Genomic DNA, 24,606 nt, shown 5'->3' with positions numbered 1-24,606 from the left:
ATGCACCCCTACTACGCCGCCGAACGCGGCCTGGTGGACGACGTCATCGACCCGGCCGAAACCCGCGCCGTCCTGGCCTCCTCCCTCGCCATGCTCCGCACCAAGCACGCCGACCTGCCCAGCCGTAAGCACGGCAACCCGCCGATGTAGTCGAGGAGTCAAGCCATGACCATCATCGTCACCCGTGGTTCGCTGACCGACGAGGAGATCGCCGCCCTGACGATCGCCCTGCTCAGTCGGAGCTCGGCTGCCAGGGCGGCCGCCCAGGCGGAGCCCGCCGTCGAGCGGCAGCGCTCCTGGCACCGCATCGACTATGCGCCGCCGTCCAGTTGGCAGACGGCGGCCTGAACGACCGTAGGGCCGGCTGTCCAGGATCGTTCGAGCGGCTCTTTAGTGCGCCGGTGCACCCTGCGGCGAGACGCCACTGCGAAGGAGCATCTGATGACAACCACTGGTTCGGTTGATCGAGAGCAGGACATCAAGAGCTGGCTGACCGAGCGGCTCGCCAGCCACGTTTCCCGACCGAAGTCGGAGATCAACGCGGAAGTGCCGTTCGTGGAGTACGGCCTCGACTCCGTCGCCGCGCTGAGCCTGTTCGGCGACATCGAGGAGAAGTTCGCTCTCTACCTCGAGCCGGCGGTGGCCTGGGAGCACCCGACCGTCACCGCGATGGCCGCGTTCCTCGCGCAGGAGCAGGAGGCGTCCGCCAACGTCGGCTGACCCGCACGCCAAGGCCCGTTCACTCCGTCCTCGGACGGGGTGAACGGGCCTTCTGGGTATGGCTTCTGGTGATCGGTCAGGCGTCTACCGACTCCCCGGTGGTGCGGCGGCCGAGCAGCAGCACGGTGGCGGTCAGCAGCCCCATCGCGGTGGCGATGACGGCGAACAGCGGGCCCGCGCCGTGCGACTGGAGGACGGGCAGCAGGACGAACGGCAGCGCGGCCGCGCTGAGCTTCGACAGCGAGTACGCCGCACCGGAGGCCGCGGCGCGGATCGCGGTGGGGTACTGCTCGGCGAGGTAGACGTGGGAGACGGTGGAGAAGACGTTGCTCGCGACGGTGTAGCCGAAGCCGAACAGCACGACGAGTTCCACCGAGCCCGCGTAGGCGAAGCCCAGCCCGGCCAGCGCCATGGCCACGGCCGAGAGTGCCACCAGGACCTTCCGCTCGACCCGGTCCATGATCGGTACGGACAGCAGTGAGCCGATCGGGTAGCCGACGAAGGAGAGAGCGGTGTAGCCGAGGCCGGCCACGATGCCGTAGCCCTTGGCGGCCAGGATCTGCGGGGCGAGCGCGCCGAAGCCGTAGTAGCCGATCACCGACAGGATGCAGAAGATCCAGAGCATCGCGGTCCGCCTGAGGTACGGCGGGCGGAAGATCTCCCGTACCCGGGCCCGGACGGTGAGCGGCTCGGCCTGGACCGGACCGACCGTCAGGTCGATGGCCGGCCGTCCTTCGAGGCGGGCGACCAGCAGCTCGGCCTCGGCGTGCCGGCCGACCGAGGCGAGCCAGCGCGGCGACTCGATCAGGTGCCGCCGCAGGACCCACACCACGGCCGAGCCGAGCGAGCCGAGGATGAACAGCCAGCGCCAGCCGGCGATCCCGAGCGGAGTCAGCGGTACCAGCCACAGTGCGGCGAAGCCGACGGCCGGTACGCCGCAGAACGCGATGGTGTACGCCCAGGCGGTGTATCTGCCACGTTTGCCGGCGGGCAGGATGTCGGCCAAGTAGCAGTCGGAGAGCGCCTGTTCGGCGCCGATGCCGATGCCGGCCAGGAATCGGGTGGCGATCAGCCACTCGGCGTTGGGGGAGAAGGCACCGAGCAGGGAGAACCCCGAGTACAGCGCCAGGTTGATCAGGAAGGCGCGGCGCCGTCCGATCCGGTCGGCCACCCGCCCGAGGACCAGGGCGCCGATGAACTGGCCGACGAAGGCCGAGGCCAGGACCAGCTTCAGGGTGTTGCCGCCGAACGCGAACTCGTGCTGGAGGACCTTGGAGATCGTCCCGGAGAGGTTGTTCTCGAAGGTGTCGAAGAGCAGGCCGACGCCGACGATGGCGGTGAGTCTGCGGTGGATCGGTGTGATCGGCATCCGGTCGAGCCGGGTGCCGATCGAGGGCCGGGCTGCCGGCCCCGCCACGCGGATGGATTGGTCGAGCATGGGAACTTACCGGCTCCTCTGCTGAACCGCCCCGGCACGTCGGCCGGGGCGGTGAGTGGTCGGGGTCGAGGGAGGGGCAACGGTCAGGCGGCCCGCAGGGCCTCGGCGGCGAGCGCGTCGCCCTCGCCCCGTCGGACGGGTGCGCTGACCTCGTGCAGGAAACTCGCGACCTCGCGGTACGAGGCCCAGAAGCCGACCTCGCGGTACGGCACGCCGCGCTCCGCGCAGTACTGCATGGTCAGCTCCCGCGCGCGGGCCAGGTGCTTCTGCGCCATGGCGGGGAAGAGGTGGTGCTCCACCTGGTAGTTGAGGCCGCCGTAGAGGAAGTCGATCAGCGGCGAAGGGTTGATGTTGCGCGAGGTGAGGACCTGGCGCTCCAGCCAGTCGAGGGTCTCCTCCTCGCCGTCCCGGACGTCCATGCCCTTGTGGTTGGGAGCGAAGAGCATGCCGAAGTACACGCCGAGCACGGCCGTCTGGACCAGGATGAAGGCGACGCCCAGGGCCGGCGGCAGCACCACGAACACGGCGCCCAGGTAGAGCGCGGCCCGCAGTGCGATCAGCGCGGACTCCAGCACCGGGTACTTGGTCTCACCCTTCGCGATCGCCTTGACGGCGGTCCGCTGCATCTTGAAGCCCTCGAGGGTCAGCAGGACGAAGAAGAGCACGCTCTGGTAGCGCACGATGAATCGCTGCACACCGCGGCGGGTGGCGTACTGCTTGATGTCGAAGATCGCCGTGCGGCGGCCGATGTCGGGGTCGAGCTCCAGGTGGTTGGGGTGGCTGTGGTGCCGGTTGTGGTGGTTGACCCACCAGCCGTAGCTGACCCCGTTCACGAAGTTGGCGTGGAAGTAGCCGACGATCGAGGCGGCCTTCTTACTGCGGAACATCGACTTGTGGCCGGCGTCGTGCCACATGAACGAGCTCTGCGCACCGCACAGGCCCATCCAGGCGGCGACCAGCAACTGCCACCAGGAGTCGCCGAGTTCGAAGAAGGCGACCAGGCCGCCCAGGATCATGGCGGTGTTGAGGACGAGCCGCCGGACGTAGTAGCGGGGGTCGAAGTCCAACAGCCCCTCGGCCTTCACCCGCTTCAGCAGCTCGGAGAAGGTGGCGGAGGCCCCGACTCCCGACGCAGCGGCCTGCTTCGGGTCGCCGGGAGCGTCGAGTGTGTCGAGGGCGCCAGGTTCGGCCTGGCTGACGTGCGGAGACTGCATGCCGTGAGCTCCTTGGGGCAGGCACCCGGTCGTGGCTGACGGCGCTGCCGTCAAGTGACGCGAGGCGCGGCGGGAAGGTGAGATCCGCTGGCGGCGTACGGGCTCGGAGGGCCGAGAGGCGCGAAGATCGCGGTGCCGGACGCCGGACAGGGCCCAGAATCAGGCACCGCGCTGATGCGGTGCTGATCTGTCCCTGACCCGGCGTCACCGTCCGTGCCCGTCACCGCTGGTGAGGCGGAGGAGGTTCAGGCCGCGACGGACTCGGCGGCGAGCCGTTCGTCGAGGGTGCGGACCACCCGGTCGGCGGCCCGGGCGACCTCCAGGTCGTCCGGTGCCCCGATGATGGCCATGAACGCCTCCACCAGGGACTGCTTGAGCGTGTCGGTGTCGGGTGCTTGCTGCTCGGACATCCGGGTCTCTCCTCTTGAAGGTCGATCAGAAGGCTTTGGGTCAGCAGGTATTGGCTCAGAAGGCGTTGCAGGCGCGGAAGATGTGCGCGAAGGAGGCGAGCGAGGCCGGCCCGTCGAAGGCGACGTACTCGGGCAGCAGCACGTCCGGCGCCCACTTGTCCTTGTAGGCGAGCTGGGTCTGGGCGGGGTAGATCGCCTCGCCCTCGGCCCACAGGAAGTGCATCAGCCACTGGAACGAGGCGCTGTGGCCCGGGAGTTCGTGTGCCGCATCCAGACCGGTGAACGGGGTGAAGCCGAAGTGCAGCCAGTCCACCCCCTCGCTGCGGAAGACCTCGATGGCGGAGGAGTTGATCGCCTCCATCAGGCCCGGCGAGCCGCCCGGGATCCGGCGGCTCAGGTCGTGCATCCAGCCGGCCCGGCTTCCGTACACCGGGGAGTACGAGATGTAGCCCACCGGGGCGCCGTCGATGGTGCCGACGAAGAGCCGACGGTGCGACTGGACGGGACCGCCGATCTGGCCGACCAGGAACTCCAGTTGACGGGCGTGATCGCCCTTGGAGCCGAGCCAGGCGCCGTCGATCTCCTGCAGCGCGCCCTCCCACTGGTCGGCCGGGACCTCCTGCACCTGCAGGCCGTTGCGGAAGGCCCGGGAGATCTTGTTGCGCAGCTGCATGAACCGGGAGCCACGCAGGGTGAAGTCGGGCAGGTGGACCGCCCAGGACGCCCCGAGCTGATTGACCGTGAAGCCGCGAGCGGCGTAGTGGTCGGCGTCCGGGCGCTGCAACTGGACGCTCACCAGCTGGAGTTCCTGCTCCCTGGCGAAGGCGGTGAAGCGGTCGAGCAGCGGGCTGTAGGCCTCGGGGGAGGCGAACGGGCCGCCGAACTGGACCAGGTGGCGGCCGGTGCGGCGGTAGACGATGACGCCGTCGGTGCCCGGGGCGGTGAACACGCTGTTGCCGCTGTTGAGGGCGAGGAAGGCGCTGGGGTTCTCGGAGCCGGTGTGGCTGCGGACGGCCTGGAGGACCGGATTATCGGTCTCGGTGGCGGTTGACATCAGGTGTCGGTCCCTTCCGGATCGAATGTGCGGTGAGAGAGAGTAGAGCACCTGGAAATGGCGTCGGGAAAGGGGTGAAAATTCCTTCTGCGGGGCGTCAGCGGGGCGTCAGGGGGATATCAGGGACGGCAGGCAGTGTTATCCCTGTGAACGGCACGGGGAACCGGGTCGGGAACAGGGAGAGGTGCCCGGAGTGGTTTATCGGGGGCCGGGGCTTTGGTCCTGGTCGGGTTTGCGCCCACGCAGGTTCGAATCCTGCCTTCTCCGCGTCCGAATCGGCCGTCGGCTCTCGCCGGCGGCCGATTGAGGCTGTCGGCATCGTGTCTGGAGACTTGTGAGCATGGGATCCGCAGCTGCCCAGCGCCCCCGGCGGGCCCTGATCATCGCCAACCCGACGTCGGGGACCACGCATGCGGCACTGCTCGAAGAGGTCACCGGGCTCTGCTCCGCGCGGTTCGACTCCGTCGTCCTGCACCGCACCACGCACCGCGGCGATGCCACCGACACGGTGCGTGCCGCGCTCCGGGGCGAGGGTGGCGTGCCGGCCCCGGATCTGGTGGTCGCGGTGGGCGGCGACGGCACGGTGCGCGAGGTGGTGGAGGGGATGACCCGGCCCGGCCACGGGACGGCGGCCGCCCTCGCGATCGTCCCCGCCGGAACCGGGAACTCCGACTACCGGATGCTGTGGGGCGAGCGTCCCTGGGCCGAGGCGCTCACCACGGCGCTGGACGGCGCGGGGGAGGCGGAGCTGTACCGGATCGACCTGGCTCTGCTCGCCGAGACCGACGAGCTGGTGCTGCTCGGGGCCTGCTCCGGCGTGATCGCCGAGGCGCTGGTCACCGCGCGGGGCATCCCGCTCACCGGACGGGCCCGCTATGCGAAGGCGTTCGCCGACACCGCTGCGGCGTTCACCCCCTACCCGGGCCGGGTCACCGTCGACGGAGTCGTGCTGCACGAGGGCGACACCGTGCTCGCCAACGTCGGCGGCGGCCGCTACCGCGGCGGTCAGTACCAGGTCCTGCCGCACTCGGAGCTCGACGACGGCCTGCTCGACGTCTGCGTGATCGGCGCCGAGGTGCACCCGACTCAGGTGCCCGAACTGACCCGGGAGGCCCGCCACCTCGATCTGCCTGGGGTCGCCTACGGGCGCGGCCGGAAGATCGTGGTGGAGCGGCTGGACGCGACGCCGCTCTGCTTCGAGCACGACGGTGAGCTGCAGGAGCGCCGCTGGGCCTCGATGACCCTTGAGGTCCTACCGGGCGCCCTCCCGGTCTGGGGTGCGGCCCGGCTTTAGGCCGACCGGCAAGTGCAACTGGCTGCGGCCCCAAGGCCGTTCCGTGCCGGGCCGCCCGATTCTCAGGGAGCCCCACCGTGCCCGTGCTCAAGGAACTCTCGAAGTGGGCAGCCTGGCTGCGCCCGGAGGACATCCCCGATCGGGTGCGCTCGCTGGCGGCCAGTCAGGTGCTCTCCCAGCTGGCCTCGATCCGGGCCGGCGCCGAGCACCCGCTCGGCCGCCGGATGATCGAGGCCTTCGGCCCGCCGTTGCAGCACGATGTCCGGCTCTCCGCCTGTGTGTTGTCCGGGCTCGGGTCGTTCCTCAACCTCGACGACACCGCGTACGCGGGCCATCTCTCCAACTCCACCGTCGCGGTGCCGGTCGCCTACGCGTACGACCGCCGGCTGGACGGCGCCGCGCTGGTCGCCGCCGTGGTCGCCGCCAACGAGTGCGCGGCCAGGATCACCGCTGCTGCCACCCTCGGACCGCTGCGCGGCCACAGCGCGGTGCACACCCACCTGGCCGGGGCGGTCTGCGGCCGGCTGCACTGCGAGGGTGCCGACGACGTGGTGTGGACCAGCGCCGTCGGCCTGGCCTTCGCGATGCCCAACTGGCCGCTGATGCGGGCCTTTCTGGCCAGCGACGCCCGTCTGTTCAACTCCTTCACGCCCGTCCGCACCGCGATGGACGCCTGCGACGCGGCCCGGGTGGGCCTGCGCGGTGCGGCGGACATCCTGGAACACCCGGACGGCTTCCTGGACCGGTTCTCCGCGGTCCCGCTGCCGGACGCGGTCAACGCCGGTCTCGGCGAGCGCTGGCACACCGAGACCCTCTCGTTCAAGATGCACCCGGGCGGCCCCGGGGTGGACGCCGCCGTGGACTGCGCCGCCGCCCTGCGCCGGGAGTTGGGCCCGATCCGCCCCGACGAGATCGCCGAGGTGGTCGTCGAGGCGTCGCTGTACACACTGTTCGCCGGGCGCAAGGCCGCCTCGTACGTGGTCGGCCCCGGATCACCGCTCGGCGCGCTGGTGCTGCACACGCCGTACCCGGTGGCCACCGCGCTGCTCACCGGCGGGCTCACCGTCAACGACTTCTCGGCGCCGCTGCTGAACGACCGGGGCCGCTGGCAGGTCGCCGAACGCGTCCGGCTGGTGCACGACCCCGAGTTCACCAGGGCGCTGTTCGCCTCCGAGGCCCCGTTCGGCGAGGCACTGCGGCAGGCCGGGGACGCGGCCGAGCCGTGGTTGCGCGAGTTCGCGGGAGAGGCGGAGGCGAAGCTCGCGGTGGACGCGGCGAACAGTCGGGAGTCGGGCGACTTCTCCGCGTCCACCAAGGCCACCGGAGCCCGGGTGACGGTCCGGCTGACCGACGGCCGTACGGCGTCCCGGGAGCGTCTCGTCCCGCTGGCGGCGGCCGGCCCGCACACCCGGGCCAACCACGCCGAGCTGATGCGGGAGAAGTTCGTCGAGTTCGGCGGCGACAAGGACGTCGCCGTCGCCGCCGACCGGCTGGACCGGATGACGGCCGACGAACTGCAGGAGTGGATCTCCGCAGCCCTGCGCTGATCAGCTCCGCGTCAGCGGGGAGTCAGAATGCTCTGTCACCATCAACTCGCTTCAGCCAAAGAATTCCTCGGAAAGGCCTGATGATGCTTCTTGACGAATCGGCGGTGGGAATCCTCTCCGGGAATTCCGGTGCTCCTGGTTCCGCTGCCGAAAATGGGCGGGAAAAGCCGCTCCGCAGCTACCCGCTGTATATCGCCGGAAAGGACATCGACGGCGACGGCTGGGTCTACACGGTCAGTGCCAGGTCGCTGCTGGAGGACGTCTTCACCAGCGTCAGCCTGAAGCGCGCCCTGGAGCAGGACCCGGACTCCGACGCGGCGGAGCACCCGTACGTGGTGGGCCGGTGCGCCATCGCGAGCAACGAGGCGATCGATCTGGCGACTGAGGCGGCCGCCGCCGCCGCGCCCGGCTGGGCGGCCGTGCCGCTGGAGCGCCGGATGCGGCTCGGCACCCTCTTCCGCGAGGAACTGATCCGCCGTCAGGACGAGTTCATCGACATGCTGGTCTCCGAGGCGCACCCGGTGCGGCTGGCCCGCTGGGAGCTGAGCTGCCTGCTGCAGGTCTACAGCGAGGAGAGCATCTACTGGTACCGCCAGCGGATGCACACCGAGTTCGAGCACGCAGGTCGCCGGCTGATCGTCCGCCGCCAGCCCGACGGCGTGGTGGGCTTCAACCCGCCGCAGAACGCCCCGGCGCCGAGCGCCGCACTGGCCGTCCTCGCGCTGATGGCCGGCAACGCCGTAGTGGTGCGCGCCCCCCGGAGCATCCCGCTGAGCACCATGTGGATCCTGCGCGACGTGGTGGCGCCGCTGCTGGACGAGGTCGGTGCGCCCCCCGGTGTGCTGAACGCGGTCTGCAGTAACCCGAAGCAGACGCTGGACCGTTGGGTGGAGAGCCCGCTGGTCAACGACATCTTCTACATCGGCGGCAGCCAGGAGGGCCTGCGCTTCCAGGAGCAGTGCGTGGCACACGGCAAGAAGCCGATCCTGGAGCTGGCCGGGAACGACGGCATCATCGTCTGGGAGGGCGCGGACCTCAAGTACGCCGCCGAGGCGATCGCCGAGTCCTTCTACGGCTCCGGCCAGATCTGCATGGTGCCCAACTACGTGCTGGCGCACCCCGCGATCGCGGACGAGCTGATCGAGGAGGTCAAGAAGCAGGTCGCGACCGTGCTGCCGGGCTACCCGGAGGACGAGAACGTGCTGCTCTCCCCGGTCCGGCGGAGCGAGAAGTTCTTCGCCCTGCTGAAGCAGTCGCTGGCCCACGGCTCCGAGATCATCACCGGCGGCCAGCGCACCGAGCTGGACGGGACCCCGTCCGAGACCGGCGTCTTCCTGCAGCCCACGGTGCTCCGGGTGAACGGTCTGGCCGGGGCGCGTGAGCACGACGTCGTCCGGCACGAGACCTTCTTCCCGCTGCTGCCGATCGTGGTGCCGGACGCGGGCGACAACGACGAGCTGCTCGACAGCTTCATCACCTTCGTCAACAGCAACGAGTACGGCCTGCGCAACTCGCTCTGGGCCAAGTCCGCGCGGGTGATCAACGCCTTCGTGCAGCGCGTCACCAACGGTGGCCTGCTGAAGATCAACGACTCGCACATCGGCTTCCTGCCGTACCTGCCGAGCCACGGCGGCACCGGCCTGACCGGCGGCGTCTACGGCGAGGCGAACTACCCGATGCTCAAGACCTCCCACATCCAGGGCGTCAGCATCGCCCACGACGTGAGCCCGCGCGAGGCGGTCTTCGGCTCCAACCCGTCCTGATCGCCCCGTCCTGATCACCCACGACCGGAGGTTTTCTGCCGTGCGCTCCCTCGATTCCGCCCGCGAGACCTGTGAGCGGTACCACCCGGGGCTGGTCAAGGCCCTGGCCGACATCCCCTACGCCGAGCGGGAGGCACCGGGCAGCCCGGTGATCGACCTGTTCCGGGCCAACGGCGGAGTCGCCCTGCTGGTGCCGGCCGAGTACGGCGGGCACGGGGCCGACCCGGTCGAGGCCGTCCGGGTCCAGCGGGCCCTGGGCTCGCTCTCGCCCTCGCTGGCCGCCGCGGTGACGATGCATCACTTCACGGCCGCGATGCTCTACTCGCTGGCCGGTGACACCGGCAGGCTGAGCGCCGCGCAGCTCGACCTGCTGCACGGGGTGGTCCCCGAGCAGCGGGTGATGGCCTCCGGCTGGGCCGAGGGCCGCACCCAGCAGAACATCCTCACCCCGGCGGTGACCGCCGTCCCGGTCGAGGGCGGCTACCGGCTGGGCGGCTCGAAGAAGCCGTGCAGCCTGGCCCGTTCGATGGACCTGCTGACGGCGAGCATCGCCGTCCCGGGCGAGGACGGCACTCCGGAGATGGCGCTGGCGCTGGTCCCGGCGGACTCGCCGGGGCTGACCGTGCACCCGTTCTGGGGCAACGACGTGCTGGCCGCGGCGGAGAGCGACGAGGTCCAACTCGCCGACGTCTTCGTACCGGAGGACCTGGTCATCCGTACCTCCGAGGCCGACCCGCACCGGATCGACGACCTGCAGACCGCCGGGTTCGTCTGGTTCGAGATGCTCATCTCGGCCGGCTACGCGGGCGCCGCCTCCGCGCTGATCGAGCATGTGCTGGACCGGGGCAAGGGCAGCGCGGGCGAGCGGGCCGCCGCCGCGATCCGGGTGGAGGCCGCCTTCGCACTGCTGGAGGGCGCGGCCCGCGCGGTGCGCGACGGGGTGGCGGGCGAGGAGGCGGTCGCCCAGGTGCTGGTCGCCCGGTTCGCCGCCCAGGAGGCGCTGACCAGGGCCGCCGACCAGGCGCTCGAACTGCTCGGTGGACTGGATTTCATCCGCTCCTCCGACCACGCCCGACTCGCCACCGCCGTACGGCCGTTGGCCTTCCACCCGCCGTCCCGGGGCAGCGCGGCAGAGCCGCTGCTGAAGTACTTCGGCGGCGCCCCCCTCGAACTCTCCTGAACGACGTAGCGCCCTGAAAGGGAGTCATCCGTGACCGTGATGCAGACCGCCCCGATCAACGCCGGAAGGGTCGACACCGGCAGCGTCGACACCGAGGAGAACATCCTCAACCTCTACCGGGCCCACCTCAGCAAGGGCCGGGCGACCCTCGCCGAGCTGTTCGGCAGCCACATGGAGGTCGAGTCCTCCGGTGCCTGGGTGACCGCCAGCGACGGTGAGCGCTTCCTCAACGCCGGTGGTTACGGCGTGTTCATCATGGGTGCCAGGCACCCGATCGTGATGGAGGCGGTGATGCGCCAGCTGACCACCCATCCGGTGGCCACCCGCATCCTGCTGGAGCCCACCGTGGCCCGCGCCGCCGAGGCGCTCACCTCGATCACCCCGCCGGGGCTTGACCGGGTGCACTTCGCGCTCTCCGGCGCCGAGGCGGTGGAGACCGGCCTCAAGCTGGCCCGCGCCAACGGCTACAAGCGCACCGTCTCGATGCGCGGTGGCTACCACGGCAAGACCCTCGGCGCGCTGTCGGCGACCGCCAAGGAGGTCTACCAGGCACCGTTCCGCCCGCTCATCCCGGACGTCTCGCACCTGCCCTTCGGCGACCCGGACGCGCTGCGCGACGAGCTCCGCGCGCACCCGGGCCAGGTCTGCGTGATCCTGGAGCCGGTCCAGGGCGAGGGCGGCGTGATCATCCCGCCGAAGGGCTACCTCAAGCAGGTCGAGGAGCTGGTCCGGGAGTTCGACGGCTTCCTGATCCTGGACGAGGTGCAGACCGGCTTCGGCCGGCTCGGCGAGTGGTGGGGCATCGACACCGAGGGCGTGCAGCCGGACGTGCTGCTGGCCGGCAAGGCGCTCGGCGGCGGTGTGGTGCCGGTGTCGGCGGCCATCGCCACCCGGAAGGCGTTCAAGCCCTTCGACAAGGACCCGTACATCCACACCGCCACCTTCTCCGGACAGCCGCTGCTGATGGCCGCCGTCCAGGGCGCCGTCCAGGCGATCAAGGAGGAGCGGCTGGTCTCCAGGGCGATGGAGCTCGGCTCCCGGCTGCTGCCGCGGATCGCCGAGATCGCCTACCGCAACATCCCCGAGCTGGTCGTCGACGTCCGGGGCCAGGGTCTGCTGATCGGCGTGGAGCTGGTCGAGGCGGGCCTGGCCGGAGAGCTCCTGATCGAGCTCTTCAACCACGGCGTGGTGGCCAACCACTCGATGAACGGCAGCTCGGTGGTCCGGTTCACCCCGCCGGCGATCCTGACCGACTCGGAGGTCGAGTTCCTGCTCGACTCCTTTGACAAGGCCACCCTGGACCTCGTTCGGGGCTCGGCCAAGATGCCGGAAGGCGGTAACTGACCGTGCGACACGTCGAACTCGACGCCGTAGTGCGCAACGACAAGGCCGAGGACGTCTTCACGACCGTGGCGAAGTGGGAGCGCTACCCGGAGCTGGCCCCGCATGTGCGGGCCACCACCGTGCACTCCACCCTGCCGGAGCCGGTGGGCAGTTCCAGCTGGGAGCTGCACTTCCGCAGTGGCCTGCTGCGCTGGACGGAGGCGGACACCTTCCACCAGGACCGCCTGGAGATCCACTTCGAGCAGACCGACGGCGACTTCGACAGCTTCGTCGGCAAGTGGGTGCTGCGCCAGGACGGCGCCGATGTCGTGGTGCATTTCGAGGCGGACTTCGACTTCGGCATCCCGAGCCTTGAGGGCATCCTCGACCCGATCGCCGAGCGGGTCATCAAGGAGACCGTGGCCTGGGCCGTCACCGGCCTGTTCGCCGACACCGCCATCCTCGGCGACGCCTCGCTGGCCCAGCCGGTGGCCGCCGCAGGCTGACCGACCAGCGGCGGCGCCGGAACCCCGCCSGGCGCCGCCGCTCCCGCCGACGAAGCTTCCCCCGCACCTCGAACCCGCACCTCGAACCCGCCACGCTGCTCCAGGAGTTGAAACAGTGGACCAGGCCAATCCCTTCGAGACCCCGAGCACCTACTCCCTGCACCGCGCCGAGTACCTGGTCGGCTTCGCGGTCACCACCGGGCTCCTCGTCGCGCACCTCGGCGAGATCCGCTGGCTGCCGGCGATCGGGCTGTTCCTCTACATCGACCTGATCGGATACATCCCGGGCGCGCTCGCCTTCAAGAAGGCGGGCGGGCAGCCGATCTCCAAGACGTACTACGTGCTCTACAACGTCATGCACAGCCTGATCACCCAGGCGGCGGTCGCCGCGCTGTGGTGCTGGCTGGTCGAGCCGGAGTGGGCGCTGCTCGTGCTGCCGTTCCACCTCTTCGGCGACCGGGCGCTGTTCGGCAACTTCATGAAGTCCTTCGCGCTGCCCTTCGAGCCGGTGCGCCAGCAGGGCTACCTGCGGCTGCTGGACGACCTGGGCCTGCCGCACCCCAAGCCGGTCGGCCACGAGATGACGCCGACCCCGGTCGGGCACATCCCGGCGGCCGTCACCCCGCCGGTCCGCGAGCTTCGCGAGGTCCGGGAGCCCGTCGCCCGGGAGGCGGTCCGGTGAGCACCACGGCCGAGCCGATCCGGCGGACCACCGCCGACCCGGTCCAGCGGCGCCGCGATCTGCGTCATCTCGCCTGCCCGGTATCGGTGTTGACGGTCAATCAGCTGGGGCGGGTGCACGGCACCACCGCCAGTCAGGTCACCACCGTCTCGCAGAGCCCGCTGATCGTCGGCGCCAGCCTGAAGGCCGGCTCGGTGCTGGCCGAACTGGCGGCCGAGGCGGGCCGGTTCGCGATCAACGTGGTCGGCGGCGGCCAGAGCGCACTCGCTCGCTGGTTCGCCGACAGCTCCCGCCCGGACGGCGCCGAGCAGTTCGCGGGACTCGACTGGCGGCCCGCCCGGTACTCCGGGGCGCCTCTGCTCGACGGCGCGCTGGCGCACATCGACTGCCGGGTGGCCGGCCGGATCCGGGTCGGCGACCACGAGGTCCTGCTCGGCCGGGTGGTGCACGCCACCGCGGGCGAGGGCGAACCCCTGCTCAGCTTCGCCGGCGGTCTGTACGTCGGCGCGCTCCTGCCGGTCCCCGTCCAGGGGCCCGGTGTCAGCGGAACCAGGAAGGAGAACGTGGGACTATGACCAACACCGTGGCACACGAGGCCGGTTGGGACACCGCACCCGGGCTGCTGGACGGGGCGAAGCACCTCACCCTCGGCCCGGAGCAGTGCAATCTGGCCTACTGGTTCACCGAGGTCGCCCAGGGCACGCTCCGCGATCGGGGCGAGACCGGGCACCACAAGGACGCCGGAGTACCCGACTTCCTGAAACAGCCGGGTCCGCTGCGCGACGCCCTGGTTCTGGAGTTCGGCTACCGGGGACTCTCCGAGGAGATCGCCACCCGGCTGCTGGCCCACTACGTGGCCATCGCGCCCGGCATCCCGGAGCTGGAGTTCTACGCCACCCAGCTGATCGACGAGGCCAGGCACGCCCGGGTGTTCCGCAACCACCTGGTCGAACTCGGCCTCCCTGCCGCCACCTTGGTCAAGGACATCGACGAGATGGCCGCCGACTACCGGCGCCGGGTGCTCCAGCCGGTGGAGGACTTCACCCTGGAGATCGTCCGCGACCAGGCGGACTTCATGGGCGGCGTCGCGGTCTTCGCCATCGTCATCGAGGGCGTACTGGCCCCCGCCGCCGAGCTGAGCGAGCGCAAGTGGACCCCGCTGTCGCCCGCCACCGGCGAGATCTCCCGGGGCACCGCGATCGACGAGATCCGCCACCTCACCGTCGCCAGCACCATCCTTAAGGACCACCTGGCGGCCCACCCCGAGTACCGGCCGAGGCTGCTGGAGATTCTGCGGGCCGGCGTCAAGCTCTGGGACGAGGTGCCCGACAAGGAGTTCGTGATCCACCGCGAGCAGCTCTTCCAGCAGGGCATGGCCGAGCACGCCGACAAGATCGGCGACTACGAGATCTGGCCCGGCGTCCGGATGCTCGACACCACTCCCGAGCAGCGCTACGACATGGCCGAGCAGTGGACCGACGAGATGGCCGCCGAGCGGATGGCGTACATGGGCCTCCCGGTGGAGGTCCTCAGCAGCACCGGGGGTGACGCGGTATGACCGTCGGCCTGGCGGACCCGAGCCTGCGTCCAGGACCGCCGCAGGGCCGTGCCGCGGTCATCGTCGGCGTCGGCGCCTACGTCCCGCCGGATCTGGTCAGCAACGAGGACCTGGTGTCCCGGCTGGACACCTCGGACGAGTGGATCCGCACCCGGACCGGGATCTCCACCCGGCACGTGGTCTCGCCCGGCACCGCCACCTCCGACCTCGCGGTGGAGGCCGGCCGACGGGCCCTCAAGTCCGCCGACGACTCGCAGGTCGACGCGGTGGTGCTGGCCACCACCACCCCGGACCGCCCCTGCCCGGCCACCGCGCCGGACGTGGCGGCCAGGCTCGGCCTCGGTGGTGTCCCGGCCTTCGACGTCTCCGCGGTCTGCACCGGCTTCCTCTACGGGCTGGCCACGGCGGCGGGCCTGATCGCCTCCGGCATCGCGGAGCGCGTCCTCTTGATCGCCGCCGACGCGTTCACCACCATCATCGACCCGACCGACCGCACCACCGCCGTGATCTTCGCCGACGGCGCGGGCGCGGTGGTGCTCCGGGCCGGCGAGGCCTGGGAGCCCGGCGCGATCGGCCCGATCGTGCTCGGCAGCGACGGCGACCAGAGCGATCTGATCACCGTCCCGGCCGGCGGCTCGCGCCAGCGCTCCTCGGGCGAGGCCGCCAAGCCCGGCGACGAGTTCTTCCAGATGGCCGGCCGGGCGACCTACCGGCACGCCGTCGAGCGGATGACGGAGGCCTCGCTGCAGGCCGTCGCCGCAGCCGGCTGGGCCATCGAGGACGTGGACCGGTTGGCGGCCCATCAGGCCAACGCCCGGATCCTGGAGGCGGTCGCCGACCGCCTGGCCATTCCCACCGAACGCAGGCTCTCCAACATCGCGCGGGTCGGTAACACCGGCGCCGCCTCGATCCCGCTGCTGCTCGCGCAGGCGGTCGAGAACGGCGGGTTGGAGGCCGGTCAGCGCGTACTGCTCACCGCGTTCGGCGGCGGGCTCGCCTGGGGCGCCGCCACCGTCACGTGGCCCGCACTCGGCTGAGCTCCACCCCACCACACACTCCAAAAAAAGGACCGATCATGTTCGAGAAGCTCAAGGAAATCCTGGTCAGCAAGCTCAAGGTGTCGCCGGAGCAGGTCACCCCCGAGGCCACCACGGAGGATGTCGAGCTCGACTCGCTCGCCGTCGTCGAGCTGTCGCTGCTGCTGGAGGCCGAGCTCGGCATCTCCATCACCGACGACCAGCTGCTGGAGGCGGAGACCATCGGCGAGATGGCCGCCCTGATCGAGGAAGCGGGCGCACGGGTCTGATGGCCGGCATCGACGTAGCAGTGACCGGCCTGGGGCTGGTCACCCCCGCCGGCATCGGGGTCGCCGCGAGCTGGGCGGGGGTCCGCGACGGCCGCCCGACGGCCGCGCTCGACCCGGTGCTGGACCAGAACCCGGTCCGGATCTCCTGCCGCGTCCCGGGCTTCGACGCCGCCGAGCTGCTCGGCGGCCTCCGGGCCCACCGGCTGGACCCGTTCACCCAGTTCGCCCTGGTCGCCGCCCGCGAGGCGATCGCCGACGCCGGACTCGACCCGCAGACCTGGGACGGCGCCCGGGTGGGCGTCGTCCTGGGCTGCGCCGACGGTGGCCCCGGGACGGTGGAGGCGCAGCACCGGGTGCTGGTGGAGCAGTCCGCCGCCCGGGTCTCCCCGCTGCTGCTGCCGATGCAGCTGCCCAACATGCTGGCCGGGCAGACCGCGATCGAGTTCGGCGCCACCGGCCCCAACCTGGTGGTGGCCACCGCCTGCGCCTCGGGTGCCACCGCCATCGGCACCGCCCGCGACCTGCTGCTGCTCGACCGCTGCGACATCGTGATCGCGGGCGGCAGCGAGGCGATGATCACGCCGCTGGTGATGGCCGGCTTCGCCCAGATGGGTGCGCTGTCCCGACGCCAGGACGACCCGGCGAGTGCCTCCCGGCCGTTCGACGTGGACCGTGACGGTTTCGTCGCAGGCGAGGGCGCGGGCGTGGTCGTGCTGGAGCGGGCGGCCGACGCCCGGGCGCGCGGCGCGCGGATCCGGGCCCGGATCGCCGGGTACGGGGCCACCGCCGACGCCCACCACATGACCAAACCGCACCCGAAGGGCCTCGGCATCGAGTCCGCCGTCCGGTCGGCGCTGGCCGATGCGGGGGCCGCCCCGGGCGACGTCCAACACGTCAACGCGCACGGCACCTCGACCCCGTTGAACGACCTCGCCGAGGCCCGGATGATCCGTCGGGTGTTCACCGGCGACCCGCTGGTCACCTCCACCAAGGGCGTCACCGGGCACCTGCTCGGCGCGGCTGGTGCGGTGGAGGCGGTCTTCACGGTGCTCTCGGTGGAGCAGGGCGTCGTCCCGCCCACCGCCAACCTGCGCACGCTCGACCCCGAGATGGAGATCAAGGTCGCCACCTCGGCCACCGAGACCCGGATGCAGCTCGCGCTGAGCAGCTCGCTGGGCTTCGGCGGGCAGAACGCGGTGCTGGCGATCGCCGCAGCCTGACCACCCCCCTCCGGACGGGCCTGCGCCCGGGGCCCCACACCCGGCCGCAGGCCCGTCGTCATGCCCTCCCCGATCCACCGTCCTTTGGCGCCCTCCCTCTTGGAGCCCCGATGACTGTCACCAGCCCCTCGGCGAGATCAGTGAGCACAGCCGGTTCGCCCCCCTCCGGACGTCTGACCACCAGTCACATCGTCTTCCTGATCGTCGCCGCCGCCGCACCGCTCTCCGCCATGGTCGGCACCGTCCCGCTGGCCTTCGCCATCGGCAACGGCGCCGGCGTCCCCGCCGCGTTCGCGTTCGCCGGGGTGACCCTGCTCTGCTTCTCGGTCGGCTACGCGGTGAGCGCCCGCCGGACGGGCGGCTCCGGTGGCTTCTACGCCTCCATCGCCGACGGGCTCGGCCGCCCGCCCGCCGTGGGCGGTGGCTTCATCGCTCTGCTCGCCTACAACTGCGCGACCATCGGTCTGGTCGGCGCCCTGGGCTACTTCACCCAGCTCGTGCTGGCCGACCACGGCCTGAACCTCCCGTGGGAGCTGTGCGCGGCGGTCGGGCTGGCGGCCGTCGCGGTGCTGGGCTACCGCGACATCGCGGTGAGCGCCCGGGTGCTCGCCGTCCTGATGATCGGTGAGATCGGTGTGCTGGCCGCCCTGGACCTCGCCGTTCTCGGTCGGCACGGCACCTCCGCGCTGCCCGCCGCCTCGTTCTCCCCGGAGGTCGCGACCGGCCCGGGGCTCGGCGTCTCGTTGATGTTCGCGTTCGTCTCCTTCATCGGCTTCGAGTCCGCCGCGCTGTACGGCAAGGAGGCCAAGGACCCGCAGCGCAGCGTCCCCCGCGCCACCTACCTGGCCGTCCTGCTGATCGCCGGGTTCTACGCGCTGACCAGCTGGACGGCGGTGGGTGCGATCGGCGCCGACCAGGTCCGCCAGGTCTCCACCGAGCAGCTGGGGGAGCTGTTCTTCACCCTGGGCACGGACTACCTCGGCTCGGCCGGCGCCACCCTGCTCCAGATCATGCTCTGCACCAGCCTGTTCGCCGCCACCCTGGCCCTGCACAGCGCGGCCAACCGGTACGCCCAGGTGCTGGCCGCCGACGGCCTGCTGCCGGCTGGGCTGGCCGTGGTGCACCGCAAGCACGCCTCACCGCACCGGGCCAGCGTGGTCCAGAGCGTGGTCAGCGCCGTCGCGGTGACCGGCTTCGCCCTCGCGGGCCTCGACCCGTACGCGGACCTGACCACCAGCATGCTCGGCCTCGGCACCCTGGGCATCGTGGTGCTCCAGGCGCTGGCCGCGCTGTCGGTGCTCGGCCTGGCCCGGAAGGGGCTGCGGCTCGGCTGGTGGCAGGGTGCGGTCGCCCCGCTGCTCGGCTTCCTGGGGCTGGCGGCGACGGTCTGGCTGGTGGTCGGCAACTTCGAGCTGCTGACCGGCACCGGGAACACGCTGGTCGCCGCCCTGCCCTGGGTCGTCCCGGTGGTGGGCGCGCTGGGGCTCGGCTACGCCTGGTGGCTGCGGTCCGCGCAGCCGGCCCGGTACGGGCGGCTCGCGCAGAGCCACCGGGCCGCGGCACCGCTCACGGAGCCCGCACCGCCGGTGAAGGTGCCCGTTCCGGTCTCCTGAGAACACCCCCCAGACGCCGCAACGCTCCGAAGGAGAGTGCCGTGCACGATGTACGTGAGCTGATCGAGCTGGGCCCGGAGGCCGTACGACGACTGGCCCGCCGCAGGTACCAGCTGGAGCTGGACGCGCTGGCGGTCGCGCACCGGCGCAGGTCCGCCGCCGTGGAGACGGTCGCCCAGCTGCGGGCCGAGCTCAAGCGGGCCTCGCGCGGGAGTGGGGCGCCCACCGAGCAGGCCCGGGAGGAGTCGCGCCGGCTGCGGGAGGCCGTGCAGCAGGCCGAGGCCGTCGTCCGGGAGGTCGAACTCGACCTGGAGCAGCGGATGTCGGGCATCCCGAACTTCCCGCTGGACGAAGTCCCGGACGGCGACAGCGAGAAGCAGGCGGTGGAGATCCGGCGCGGTGGCCCGGCGCTCCGGCCCGCCGCCGGTCAGGCCAGGCACCACGCCGACCTCGGCGAGTCGCTCGGCATCCTGGACGGGCCGAGGGCGGCCAGGCTGTCCGGTGCCCGCTTCACGGTCAGCCGGGGTGCGGGCGCGCGGCTGGAGCGTGCCCTGACCTCCTTCCTGCTCGACCTGCACACCGAGGAGCACGGCTACACCGAGTACTCCGTGCCGCACCTGGTCAGCCGGGAGACCATGACCGGCACCGGCCAACTGCCGAAGTTCGAGGAGGACTTGTTCGCGACCAGGGTGGGGGACCGGGAGCTCTTCCTGATCCCGACCGCCGAGGTCCCGCTGACCAACCTGGTGGCCCGCGAGCTGCTGGACGAGAGCGCCCTGCCGCTCGCCTTCACCGCCCGGACGCCGTGCTACCGCGCCGAGGCGGGCTCGTACGGCCGCGACACCCGGGGGATCCTGCGGCTGCACCAGTTCGAGAAGGTCGAGCTGGTCCGGATCTGCGCGCTGGAGGACGCCCAGCGCGAGCTGGAGCTGATGGTCGGTCAGGTCGAGGAGTGCCTCCGCAGGCTGGAACTCTCCTACCGGGTGGTCCTGTTGCCGGCCGGGGACATGGGCTTCTCGGCCCGGATGACGTACGACATCGAGGTCTGGCTGCCCGGCAGCGACTCCTACCGGGAGATCTCCTCGGTCTCGGACTGCGGCAGCTTCCAGGCCCGCCGGGCGGGCATCCGGCACCGGGTGGCGGGCGGTGGGAAGCTGCCCGCGGCCACCCTGAACGGCTCGGCGCTGCCGGTGGGCCGGACCATCGCCGCCCTGCTGGAGCAGGGTGTCCAGGAGGACGGGTCGGTGCTGTTGCCGGACGCGCTGGTCCCGTACGCGGGATTCCGGCGGATCCTGCCGGGGGGTGCGGGCAGTGGTTCGGAGCCTTCCGACTTCGTGCGCTTCCGCGTGCCCCTCAGGCCGACTTGAGCTGCTGCAGCGGGTTGGGGTGGTAGAGGCCGGGCGCCTGATTGAGGACCTCCCGGAAGAGGTTCTTGAGCTGCGGGGAGGGCTCCATGCCGAGCTCGTCGACCAGTCGGCCGCGGGCGGTGTTGTACGCCTCGATCGCCTCGGCCTGTCGGCCGCTGCGGTACAGCGCCAGCATCAGCATCTCGGTGATCCGCTCGCGCCATGGGTGGGTGATGCTCATACGCTTCAACTCGCCTATCACCAGCGAGGGTTCGGGGCAGCAGGTGCCGAGCCAGAGCTTGTCCTCAAGTGCCGCGAGGTACTCCTCCTCCAGCTGGAGCGCTTCGCTCTGGCAGAGCGGTCCCGCGGCCACGTCCTGCAGGGGGGAGCCCTGCCAGAGTGCGAGGGCCTCCTCCAGCAGTTCGCCCGCCACCTCGCTGTCGACGGCCATCGCCCCTCTGGCCTGGGCCAGCCGCTCCCGGAACACGTTCACGTCGATGTCCTCGGGCGCCGCGTCCAGGATGTACCCCGAGGCCTGCGTGATCAGCGGAGGTACGTCCCCGTGCGGGCCGCCGAGTTTGCGCAGCGTGCGACGCAGGCGGGAGACATGGGCCTGGAGGGAGTTCTCCACGGTCGCCGGCGGGTTGTCGTCCCAGAGTTCCGTGTAGAGCTGTTCGGCGGGCACCAGGCGCCCGGGCCGGGTCAGCAGGGTGGCCAGCAGGGTGCGCTGCCGGGTTCCCGGGACCGTGCAGAACCGGCCGTCGACGACTGCCCCGACCGACCCGAGAATCCTGAACTGCATTGTTGTCTCCCTGGGGTGACTGGATTGGGTGTTCGGATTGTCAGTCCGTCAACTCGACTACCACTGGAGCGAATTCGCCCCGCTGTCGAACGGCTCCGGGCAGCCCGAAGCCCCGCCCCCCAGGATGGCGGGGACGGGGCTTCGAGGGGGCGCTGCCTACCAGGTGACGAGCAGCTGGTGCACGCCGTAGAGCAGCATGTCGTCACGGAACGGGATGTCGTCCAGGTCGGCCGCCAGGCTCAGCCCGGGGAAGCGGTCCAGCAGCGCGCCGATCGCGGTCTCCAGCTCCAGGGTGGCCAGCGGGGCGCCCACGCACTTGTGGATGCCGTGGCCGAAGGCCAGGTGCTGGTGGGCGTCCCGGGTGATGTCGAGGCGGCCGGGGTCGGGGAAGGCCGTCTCGTCGTGGTTCGCCGAGGGGAGCGCGAAGATGATGCCCTCGCCCTTGGCGATCGGCACGCCGCCGATCTCCATGTCCTCGGCCGCCGTCCGGATGAAGTCGTGCTGCTTGATGGACGCGAAGCGCAGCAGCTCCTCGACGGCGCTCGGGATCAGGCTGCGGTCCGCGCGCAGCAGTTCCAGCTGGCCGGGGTTCTCCAGCAGGAACAGCACGCTGATGGCGATCTGGTTGGCGGTGGTGTCGTGGCCGGCGAAGAGCAGCAGCCGGGCCATCGCCAGCAGGTCGTCGTGGCTGATCTCGCCGGGGATCAGGTACTTGACGCAGAGTCGGCTGATCAGGTCGTCCTGCGGGTCCTTGCGCTTGTCGTCGATCAGCCGGCTCATGAACTCGGTCAGGGTGACGAAGGCGGCGCCGGCCTCCTCGGGAGTGGCGGTCGGCGAGGTGACGATCCGTCCGTTCTCCTGGAAGACCTCGTGGTCCTTGTACGGCACGCCCAGCAGCCGGGCGATCACCAGCGTGGGCAGCGGGTCGGCGAAGGCGGCCATCAGGTCGGCGGGCTTGGGGCCTGCGGCCAGCGCGTCGATCAGGTTCTTGGTGATCCGCTCCACGTCGGGCTGCATCGCGCGGGTGGCCCGGGCGGTGAACTCCGGGATGACCATCCGGCGCAGGGTGGCGTGGTCGGGGTTGTCCATCCGGAACATCGACAGTGCCCGGGGGCTCGGCGGCAGCGGGATCAGCGCCGGGAAGTTCGGCGCCATGTCGTCCGAGCTGACCCGCGGGTCGGCGATGGCGGAGCGGACGTCGTCGTACTTGGTCACCAGCCAGGCCCGGCGGCCGCCGTTGACCCTGACCAACTTGGGTGGGCCGTTCCGCAGTTCGGTGTAGGCGGGCGGCGGGAGCAGCGGGTCGGTCCGCGGCAGCGGGTAGTCCAGGAGCGTCTCGGTGTCGGTCACGGCTCTTCCTCCGGGCGTGGTCGTGCGGGACGGATGGCTACTTGAGGGTCAGGCGGGCAGTTCGGTGATCTCGATGACGGCGGCCGCCATGGTGAACCCGACCCCGACGCTGTAGAGCAGGACCCGGTCGCCGACGGCGAGCGCCCCGTCCTGGAGCAGGTGGTCGAGTCCCGCGAACGGGTCGCCCGCACCCAGGTGCCCGACCTGCCGTCCGAGCTCGCGCCAGACGGTCTGCTCCTCGGTCAGGCCGAGCAGGTCGTGCAACTCGGCCTGACCGCCGCCCCGGTGGACGAACGGCAGGACGGCCCGCGCGATGTCGCCCAGCTGCACTCCGGCCTCGGCCAGTGCCTGGTCCCGGGCCGCCAGGACGGCAGCCGTCCACTGTCCGAACTCGGCCTCGGCACCCGGGGTGGCGGCGTGCTGCTCGAACCGCTTCTCGACCTGGACGGGCGTCTCCTGCAGCGGCCCGGCGGCGAACGGGGTGGCGCCGCGGTCCCACCGCTCCAGGCTGTTGTCGCTCACCACGACGCTGGACAGCAGCCGGGCGAACCCGCCCTCGGTGGAGAGCACCAGCGCGGTGCCGCCGTCGCCCCAGATCGCCTGGACGTAGGAGTTCCAGCGGTCGATCGCGGGGCCGTCGAACCGGTCCCCGGTGGTGATCAGGGCGTTGCTGACGGTGCCGCAGGTCAGGTAGGCGGCGGCCAGGTGCAGCGCGCCGAGACCGCCCGCCGACCGCTGGTCGACGCTGTACGCGATGGCCTGCGGGCCGACCGAGTGGTTGGCCACGTACGCGGCCGGGGCCCAGCAGTCCAGGCCCTGGAACCAGACGCTGGCGTGCAGGTGCAGGCCGAAGTCGGCGCCGGCCAGGCCGGATCGCTGGACGGCCTGCCGGGCCGCCGCGACCGCCATGTCGACCGGCGCGGTGCCGGACTCCTCGACGGCGATGGACTCGTAGCCGAGGTCGCGGTGGTTCTCCCCGACGAGTCCGGCGGCGACGGCGTCGGTCAGCGGGCGGCGGTGCTCGGGCAGCCAAGTCCCGGTGGCTGCCAGGTAGATGTCCGTGGTGGGGCGCATGATGGGGTCTCCGGAGTCAGACGGTGTGGATGGCCGGTCGGTCTGCAGCAGGTCACCAGGCGGGGGTGTCGGTGATCTGCAGGACGGCGGCCGAGAAGTTGAAGCCGACGCCGCAGCCGTAGGCCAGGACGTGGTCGCCGGGCGCGACCAGCTTGTTCTCCAGCAGGTGGTTGATCCCCGCGAACGGGTCGCCGGCCCCGATGTGGCCGGTGTAGCGGCCGAGTTCGCGCCAGACGGTCTGCTCCTCGGTGAGGCCGATCAGGTCGTGCATCTCGGCCTGGCCGTCGCCGCGGTGCTGGAAGGGCATGGCGGCGCGGACGATGTCCTTGATCCCGATGCCGGCCTCGGCCAGCACCTCGTCCTTGAGCCGCACCATGCTGTCGACCCACCGCTTCCAGTCGTTGGCCGCCTCCGGCGCGGTCATCCGGGCCTCGGCGCGCTCGAAGACCGGGACCGGGGAGGTCTGGCCGGGGAAGTCGAGGAACGGCTCCTCACCGCGGGTCCAGGTCTCCAGGTCGTTCTCGCCGAACGCCACGGTGGCCACCAGCTTGGCCACCCCGCCGGTGCGGGACAGCACGGCCGCGGTGGCGCCGTCGCCGAAGATCAGCTGCCGCTGGGTGTTCCAGCGGTCGATCATCGGGGCGGTGAACCGGTCGGCGGTGGTGATCATCGCGGTGGAGGCGGCGCCCGAGCTGAGGTAGCCGGCGGCCAGGTGCATCCCGCCGAGCGCGGTCAGCGAGCGCTGGTCGATGGTGAAGGCGACGGCCTGGTTGCCGGAGGATCGGGCGGCGACGTAGTTGGCCGCCGACCACCAGTCGTGACCCTGGTACCAGAGGTGCGCGTGCAGGTGCAGCCCGTACTCCTCGGTGGGGATACCGGCCCGCTGCAGCGCCTGCCGGGCGGCCTGCACGGCCATGTCGGGGGCGGCCGTGCCGCTGCGGTCGATCAGCACCGACTCGTAGCCGAGGCTCCGGTTGAACTCACGGACCAGGCCCTGCTCGACCGCCTCCGCCACCGGGAACCGCTCCGGCAGATAGGTCCCCGTGCCCGCGATGTAGATGTCCTGCCAGCGCATTCCGCGTCTCCCTGTCCTCGCCCCCGTGTGGGTGGCACAAGTGTGGGAGGCGGCGGTGACGCGCCCCTGACCGTCGGCTGACGCGAGGTCAGGGGCGGTGCGGACGACGCAGCGCCCGTGGCACGGGTGCC

At 71.3% G+C, this 24,606-nt stretch carries 25 protein-coding genes and 1 tRNA gene; 18 read left to right on the top strand and 8 right to left on the bottom strand.

The features are described from left to right. The 3 genes from ACXJMZ_RS13270 to ACXJMZ_RS13260 all read left to right on the top strand — a co-directional run. A partial coding sequence (locus ACXJMZ_RS13270) for a carboxyl transferase domain-containing protein (protein ID WP_457030221.1) occupies positions 1-150 on the top strand: 150 nt, incomplete at its 5' end. 15 nt (positions 151-165) lie between these two features. Next, positions 166-348 carry an acyl-CoA carboxylase epsilon subunit gene (locus ACXJMZ_RS13265; protein WP_457030216.1) on the top strand — a complete coding sequence of 61 codons (183 nt, stop codon included), beginning with the start codon at positions 166-168 and terminating at the stop codon, positions 346-348. Positions 349-441: 93 nt separating this feature from the next. Then, entirely contained in the window at positions 442-720 is a 279-nt protein-coding gene (locus ACXJMZ_RS13260) for an acyl carrier protein (protein WP_457030215.1), read from the top strand. A gap of 76 nt (positions 721-796) precedes the next feature. Here ACXJMZ_RS13260 and ACXJMZ_RS13255 read toward each other — a convergent pair whose 3' ends face one another. The 4 genes from ACXJMZ_RS13255 to ACXJMZ_RS13240 all read right to left on the bottom strand — a co-directional run bounded on the left by ACXJMZ_RS13255 (position 797) and on the right by ACXJMZ_RS13240 (position 4,836). Beyond that, positions 797-2,158, bottom strand: coding sequence for an MFS transporter (locus ACXJMZ_RS13255; protein WP_457030214.1), 1,362 nt, complete (start codon positions 2,156-2,158; stop codon positions 797-799). 83 nt (positions 2,159-2,241) lie between these two features. Further along, positions 2,242-3,372, bottom strand: coding sequence for a fatty acid desaturase family protein (locus ACXJMZ_RS13250; protein ID WP_457030213.1), 1,131 nt, complete (start codon positions 3,370-3,372; stop codon positions 2,242-2,244). 245 nt (positions 3,373-3,617) lie between these two features. Next, on the bottom strand, positions 3,618-3,782 hold the full coding sequence (locus ACXJMZ_RS13245) for a hypothetical protein (RefSeq protein ID WP_403040301.1): 165 nt from the start codon (positions 3,780-3,782) through the stop codon (positions 3,618-3,620). 55 nt (positions 3,783-3,837) lie between these two features. Beyond that, positions 3,838-4,836 (bottom strand): DUF2156 domain-containing protein, encoded by a 999-nt coding sequence (locus ACXJMZ_RS13240; protein ID WP_457030212.1) that lies wholly within the window; start codon positions 4,834-4,836, stop codon positions 3,838-3,840. Between the two features lie 178 nt (positions 4,837-5,014). On the opposite strand from ACXJMZ_RS13240, the gene ACXJMZ_RS13235 reads away from it, so the two are divergent. From ACXJMZ_RS13235 to serS, 15 genes are all read left to right on the top strand, one after another. Further along, positions 5,015-5,103 (top strand) — tRNA-Gln (locus ACXJMZ_RS13235). Positions 5,104-5,176: 73 nt separating this feature from the next. Further along, positions 5,177-6,130, top strand: coding sequence for a diacylglycerol/lipid kinase family protein (locus ACXJMZ_RS13230; RefSeq protein WP_457030211.1), 954 nt, complete (start codon positions 5,177-5,179; stop codon positions 6,128-6,130). Between the two features lie 77 nt (positions 6,131-6,207). After that, positions 6,208-7,677 (top strand): MmgE/PrpD family protein, encoded by a 1,470-nt coding sequence (locus tag ACXJMZ_RS13225; RefSeq protein WP_457030210.1) that lies wholly within the window; start codon positions 6,208-6,210, stop codon positions 7,675-7,677. Between the two features lie 80 nt (positions 7,678-7,757). Further along, entirely contained in the window at positions 7,758-9,440 is a 1,683-nt protein-coding gene (locus ACXJMZ_RS13220; protein WP_457030209.1) for an aldehyde dehydrogenase family protein, read from the top strand. 40 nt (positions 9,441-9,480) lie between these two features. Next, on the top strand, positions 9,481-10,620 hold the full coding sequence (locus ACXJMZ_RS13215; protein ID WP_457030208.1) for an acyl-CoA dehydrogenase family protein: 1,140 nt from the start codon (positions 9,481-9,483) through the stop codon (positions 10,618-10,620). Between the two features lie 39 nt (positions 10,621-10,659). Further along, the gene (locus tag ACXJMZ_RS13210; protein ID WP_457030220.1) at positions 10,660-11,964 is read left to right on the top strand and encodes an aspartate aminotransferase family protein; all 1,305 of its coding nucleotides are present in this window, start codon (positions 10,660-10,662) and stop codon (positions 11,962-11,964) included. A 2-nt stretch (positions 11,965-11,966) separates the two neighbouring features. Further along, the gene (locus tag ACXJMZ_RS13205; protein WP_457030207.1) at positions 11,967-12,449 is read left to right on the top strand and encodes a type II toxin-antitoxin system RatA family toxin; all 483 of its coding nucleotides are present in this window, start codon (positions 11,967-11,969) and stop codon (positions 12,447-12,449) included. A gap of 115 nt (positions 12,450-12,564) precedes the next feature. Then, positions 12,565-13,131, top strand: a complete 567-nt coding sequence (locus ACXJMZ_RS13200) for a hypothetical protein (RefSeq protein ID WP_457030206.1) — start codon at positions 12,565-12,567, stop codon at positions 13,129-13,131. Next, positions 13,128-13,706, top strand: coding sequence for a flavin reductase family protein (locus ACXJMZ_RS13195; RefSeq protein ID WP_457030205.1), 579 nt, complete (start codon positions 13,128-13,130; stop codon positions 13,704-13,706). The genes ACXJMZ_RS13200 and ACXJMZ_RS13195 overlap by 4 nt, the downstream gene beginning before the upstream one ends. Continuing rightward, on the top strand, positions 13,703-14,689 hold the full coding sequence (locus ACXJMZ_RS13190) for a VlmB-like protein (RefSeq protein WP_457030204.1): 987 nt from the start codon (positions 13,703-13,705) through the stop codon (positions 14,687-14,689). The genes ACXJMZ_RS13195 and ACXJMZ_RS13190 overlap by 4 nt, the downstream gene beginning before the upstream one ends. After that, positions 14,686-15,726, top strand: a complete 1,041-nt coding sequence (locus ACXJMZ_RS13185) for a beta-ketoacyl-ACP synthase III (RefSeq protein ID WP_457030203.1) — start codon at positions 14,686-14,688, stop codon at positions 15,724-15,726. The genes ACXJMZ_RS13190 and ACXJMZ_RS13185 overlap by 4 nt, the downstream gene beginning before the upstream one ends. 38 nt (positions 15,727-15,764) lie before the next feature. Next, the gene (locus tag ACXJMZ_RS13180) at positions 15,765-15,995 is read left to right on the top strand and encodes an acyl carrier protein (protein ID WP_457030202.1); all 231 of its coding nucleotides are present in this window, start codon (positions 15,765-15,767) and stop codon (positions 15,993-15,995) included. After that, entirely contained in the window at positions 15,995-17,215 is a 1,221-nt protein-coding gene (locus tag ACXJMZ_RS13175) for a beta-ketoacyl-[acyl-carrier-protein] synthase family protein (protein WP_457030201.1), read from the top strand. Before ACXJMZ_RS13180 ends, ACXJMZ_RS13175 begins: the two co-directional genes overlap by 1 nt. A 110-nt stretch (positions 17,216-17,325) precedes the next feature. Beyond that, positions 17,326-18,828, top strand: coding sequence for an APC family permease (locus ACXJMZ_RS13170; protein ID WP_457030200.1), 1,503 nt, complete (start codon positions 17,326-17,328; stop codon positions 18,826-18,828). 41 nt (positions 18,829-18,869) lie between these two features. Continuing rightward, a complete protein-coding gene (gene serS / locus ACXJMZ_RS13165; protein ID WP_457030199.1) occupies positions 18,870-20,195 on the top strand; it encodes a serine--tRNA ligase in 1,326 nt (441 codons plus the stop codon). Here serS and ACXJMZ_RS13160 read toward each other — a convergent pair. The 4 genes from ACXJMZ_RS13160 to ACXJMZ_RS13145 form a co-directional block, all read right to left on the bottom strand. After that, positions 20,182-20,976, bottom strand: a complete 795-nt coding sequence (locus ACXJMZ_RS13160; protein WP_457030198.1) for an AfsR/SARP family transcriptional regulator — start codon at positions 20,974-20,976, stop codon at positions 20,182-20,184. The genes serS and ACXJMZ_RS13160 overlap by 14 nt on opposite strands. 156 nt (positions 20,977-21,132) lie before the next feature. Next, complete coding sequence (locus ACXJMZ_RS13155; RefSeq protein WP_457030197.1) at positions 21,133-22,326, bottom strand: cytochrome P450; 1,194 nt, start codon at positions 22,324-22,326, stop codon at positions 21,133-21,135. Positions 22,327-22,374: 48 nt separating this feature from the next. Beyond that, positions 22,375-23,400 (bottom strand): ketoacyl-ACP synthase III family protein, encoded by a 1,026-nt coding sequence (locus tag ACXJMZ_RS13150; RefSeq protein WP_457030196.1) that lies wholly within the window; start codon positions 23,398-23,400, stop codon positions 22,375-22,377. A gap of 52 nt (positions 23,401-23,452) precedes the next feature. After that, positions 23,453-24,475 (bottom strand): ketoacyl-ACP synthase III family protein, encoded by a 1,023-nt coding sequence (locus ACXJMZ_RS13145; protein ID WP_457030195.1) that lies wholly within the window; start codon positions 24,473-24,475, stop codon positions 23,453-23,455. Positions 24,476-24,606 lie beyond the last annotated feature (131 nt).

This window comes from Kitasatospora sp. P5_F3 (assembly GCF_054049135.1).
The sequence above is the reverse complement of the archived record's forward strand: the minus strand, read 5'-3'. Positions and strand labels throughout refer to the sequence as shown.

Bases quoted from the DNA above. Each gene is read 5' to 3' on its own strand.
- ACXJMZ_RS13160 (WP_457030198.1), bottom strand. From the start codon at position 20,976: ATGCAGTTCAGGATTCTCGGGTCGGTCGGGGCAGTCGTCGACGGCCGG.
- ACXJMZ_RS13245 (WP_403040301.1), bottom strand. From the start codon at position 3,782: ATGTCCGAGCAGCAAGCACCCGACACCGACACGCTCAAGCAGTCCCTG.
- ACXJMZ_RS13180 (WP_457030202.1), top strand. From the start codon at position 15,765: ATGTTCGAGAAGCTCAAGGAAATCCTGGTCAGCAAGCTCAAGGTGTCG.
- ACXJMZ_RS13250 (WP_457030213.1), bottom strand. From the start codon at position 3,372: ATGCAGTCTCCGCACGTCAGCCAGGCCGAACCTGGCGCCCTCGACACA.
- ACXJMZ_RS13185 (WP_457030203.1), top strand. From the start codon at position 14,686: ATGACCGTCGGCCTGGCGGACCCGAGCCTGCGTCCAGGACCGCCGCAG.
- ACXJMZ_RS13175 (WP_457030201.1), top strand. From the start codon at position 15,995: ATGGCCGGCATCGACGTAGCAGTGACCGGCCTGGGGCTGGTCACCCCC.
- ACXJMZ_RS13210 (WP_457030220.1), top strand. From the start codon at position 10,660: ATGCAGACCGCCCCGATCAACGCCGGAAGGGTCGACACCGGCAGCGTC.
- ACXJMZ_RS13240 (WP_457030212.1), bottom strand. From the start codon at position 4,836: ATGTCAACCGCCACCGAGACCGATAATCCGGTCCTCCAGGCCGTCCGC.
- ACXJMZ_RS13255 (WP_457030214.1), bottom strand. From the start codon at position 2,158: ATGCTCGACCAATCCATCCGCGTGGCGGGGCCGGCAGCCCGGCCCTCG.
- ACXJMZ_RS13230 (WP_457030211.1), top strand. From the start codon at position 5,177: ATGGGATCCGCAGCTGCCCAGCGCCCCCGGCGGGCCCTGATCATCGCC.
- ACXJMZ_RS13150 (WP_457030196.1), bottom strand. From the start codon at position 23,400: ATGCGCCCCACCACGGACATCTACCTGGCAGCCACCGGGACTTGGCTG.
- ACXJMZ_RS13260 (WP_457030215.1), top strand. From the start codon at position 442: ATGACAACCACTGGTTCGGTTGATCGAGAGCAGGACATCAAGAGCTGG.
- ACXJMZ_RS13170 (WP_457030200.1), top strand. From the start codon at position 17,326: ATGACTGTCACCAGCCCCTCGGCGAGATCAGTGAGCACAGCCGGTTCG.
- ACXJMZ_RS13190 (WP_457030204.1), top strand. From the start codon at position 13,703: ATGACCAACACCGTGGCACACGAGGCCGGTTGGGACACCGCACCCGGG.
- ACXJMZ_RS13220 (WP_457030209.1), top strand. From the start codon at position 7,758: ATGATGCTTCTTGACGAATCGGCGGTGGGAATCCTCTCCGGGAATTCC.
- ACXJMZ_RS13145 (WP_457030195.1), bottom strand. From the start codon at position 24,475: ATGCGCTGGCAGGACATCTACATCGCGGGCACGGGGACCTATCTGCCG.
- ACXJMZ_RS13265 (WP_457030216.1), top strand. From the start codon at position 166: ATGACCATCATCGTCACCCGTGGTTCGCTGACCGACGAGGAGATCGCC.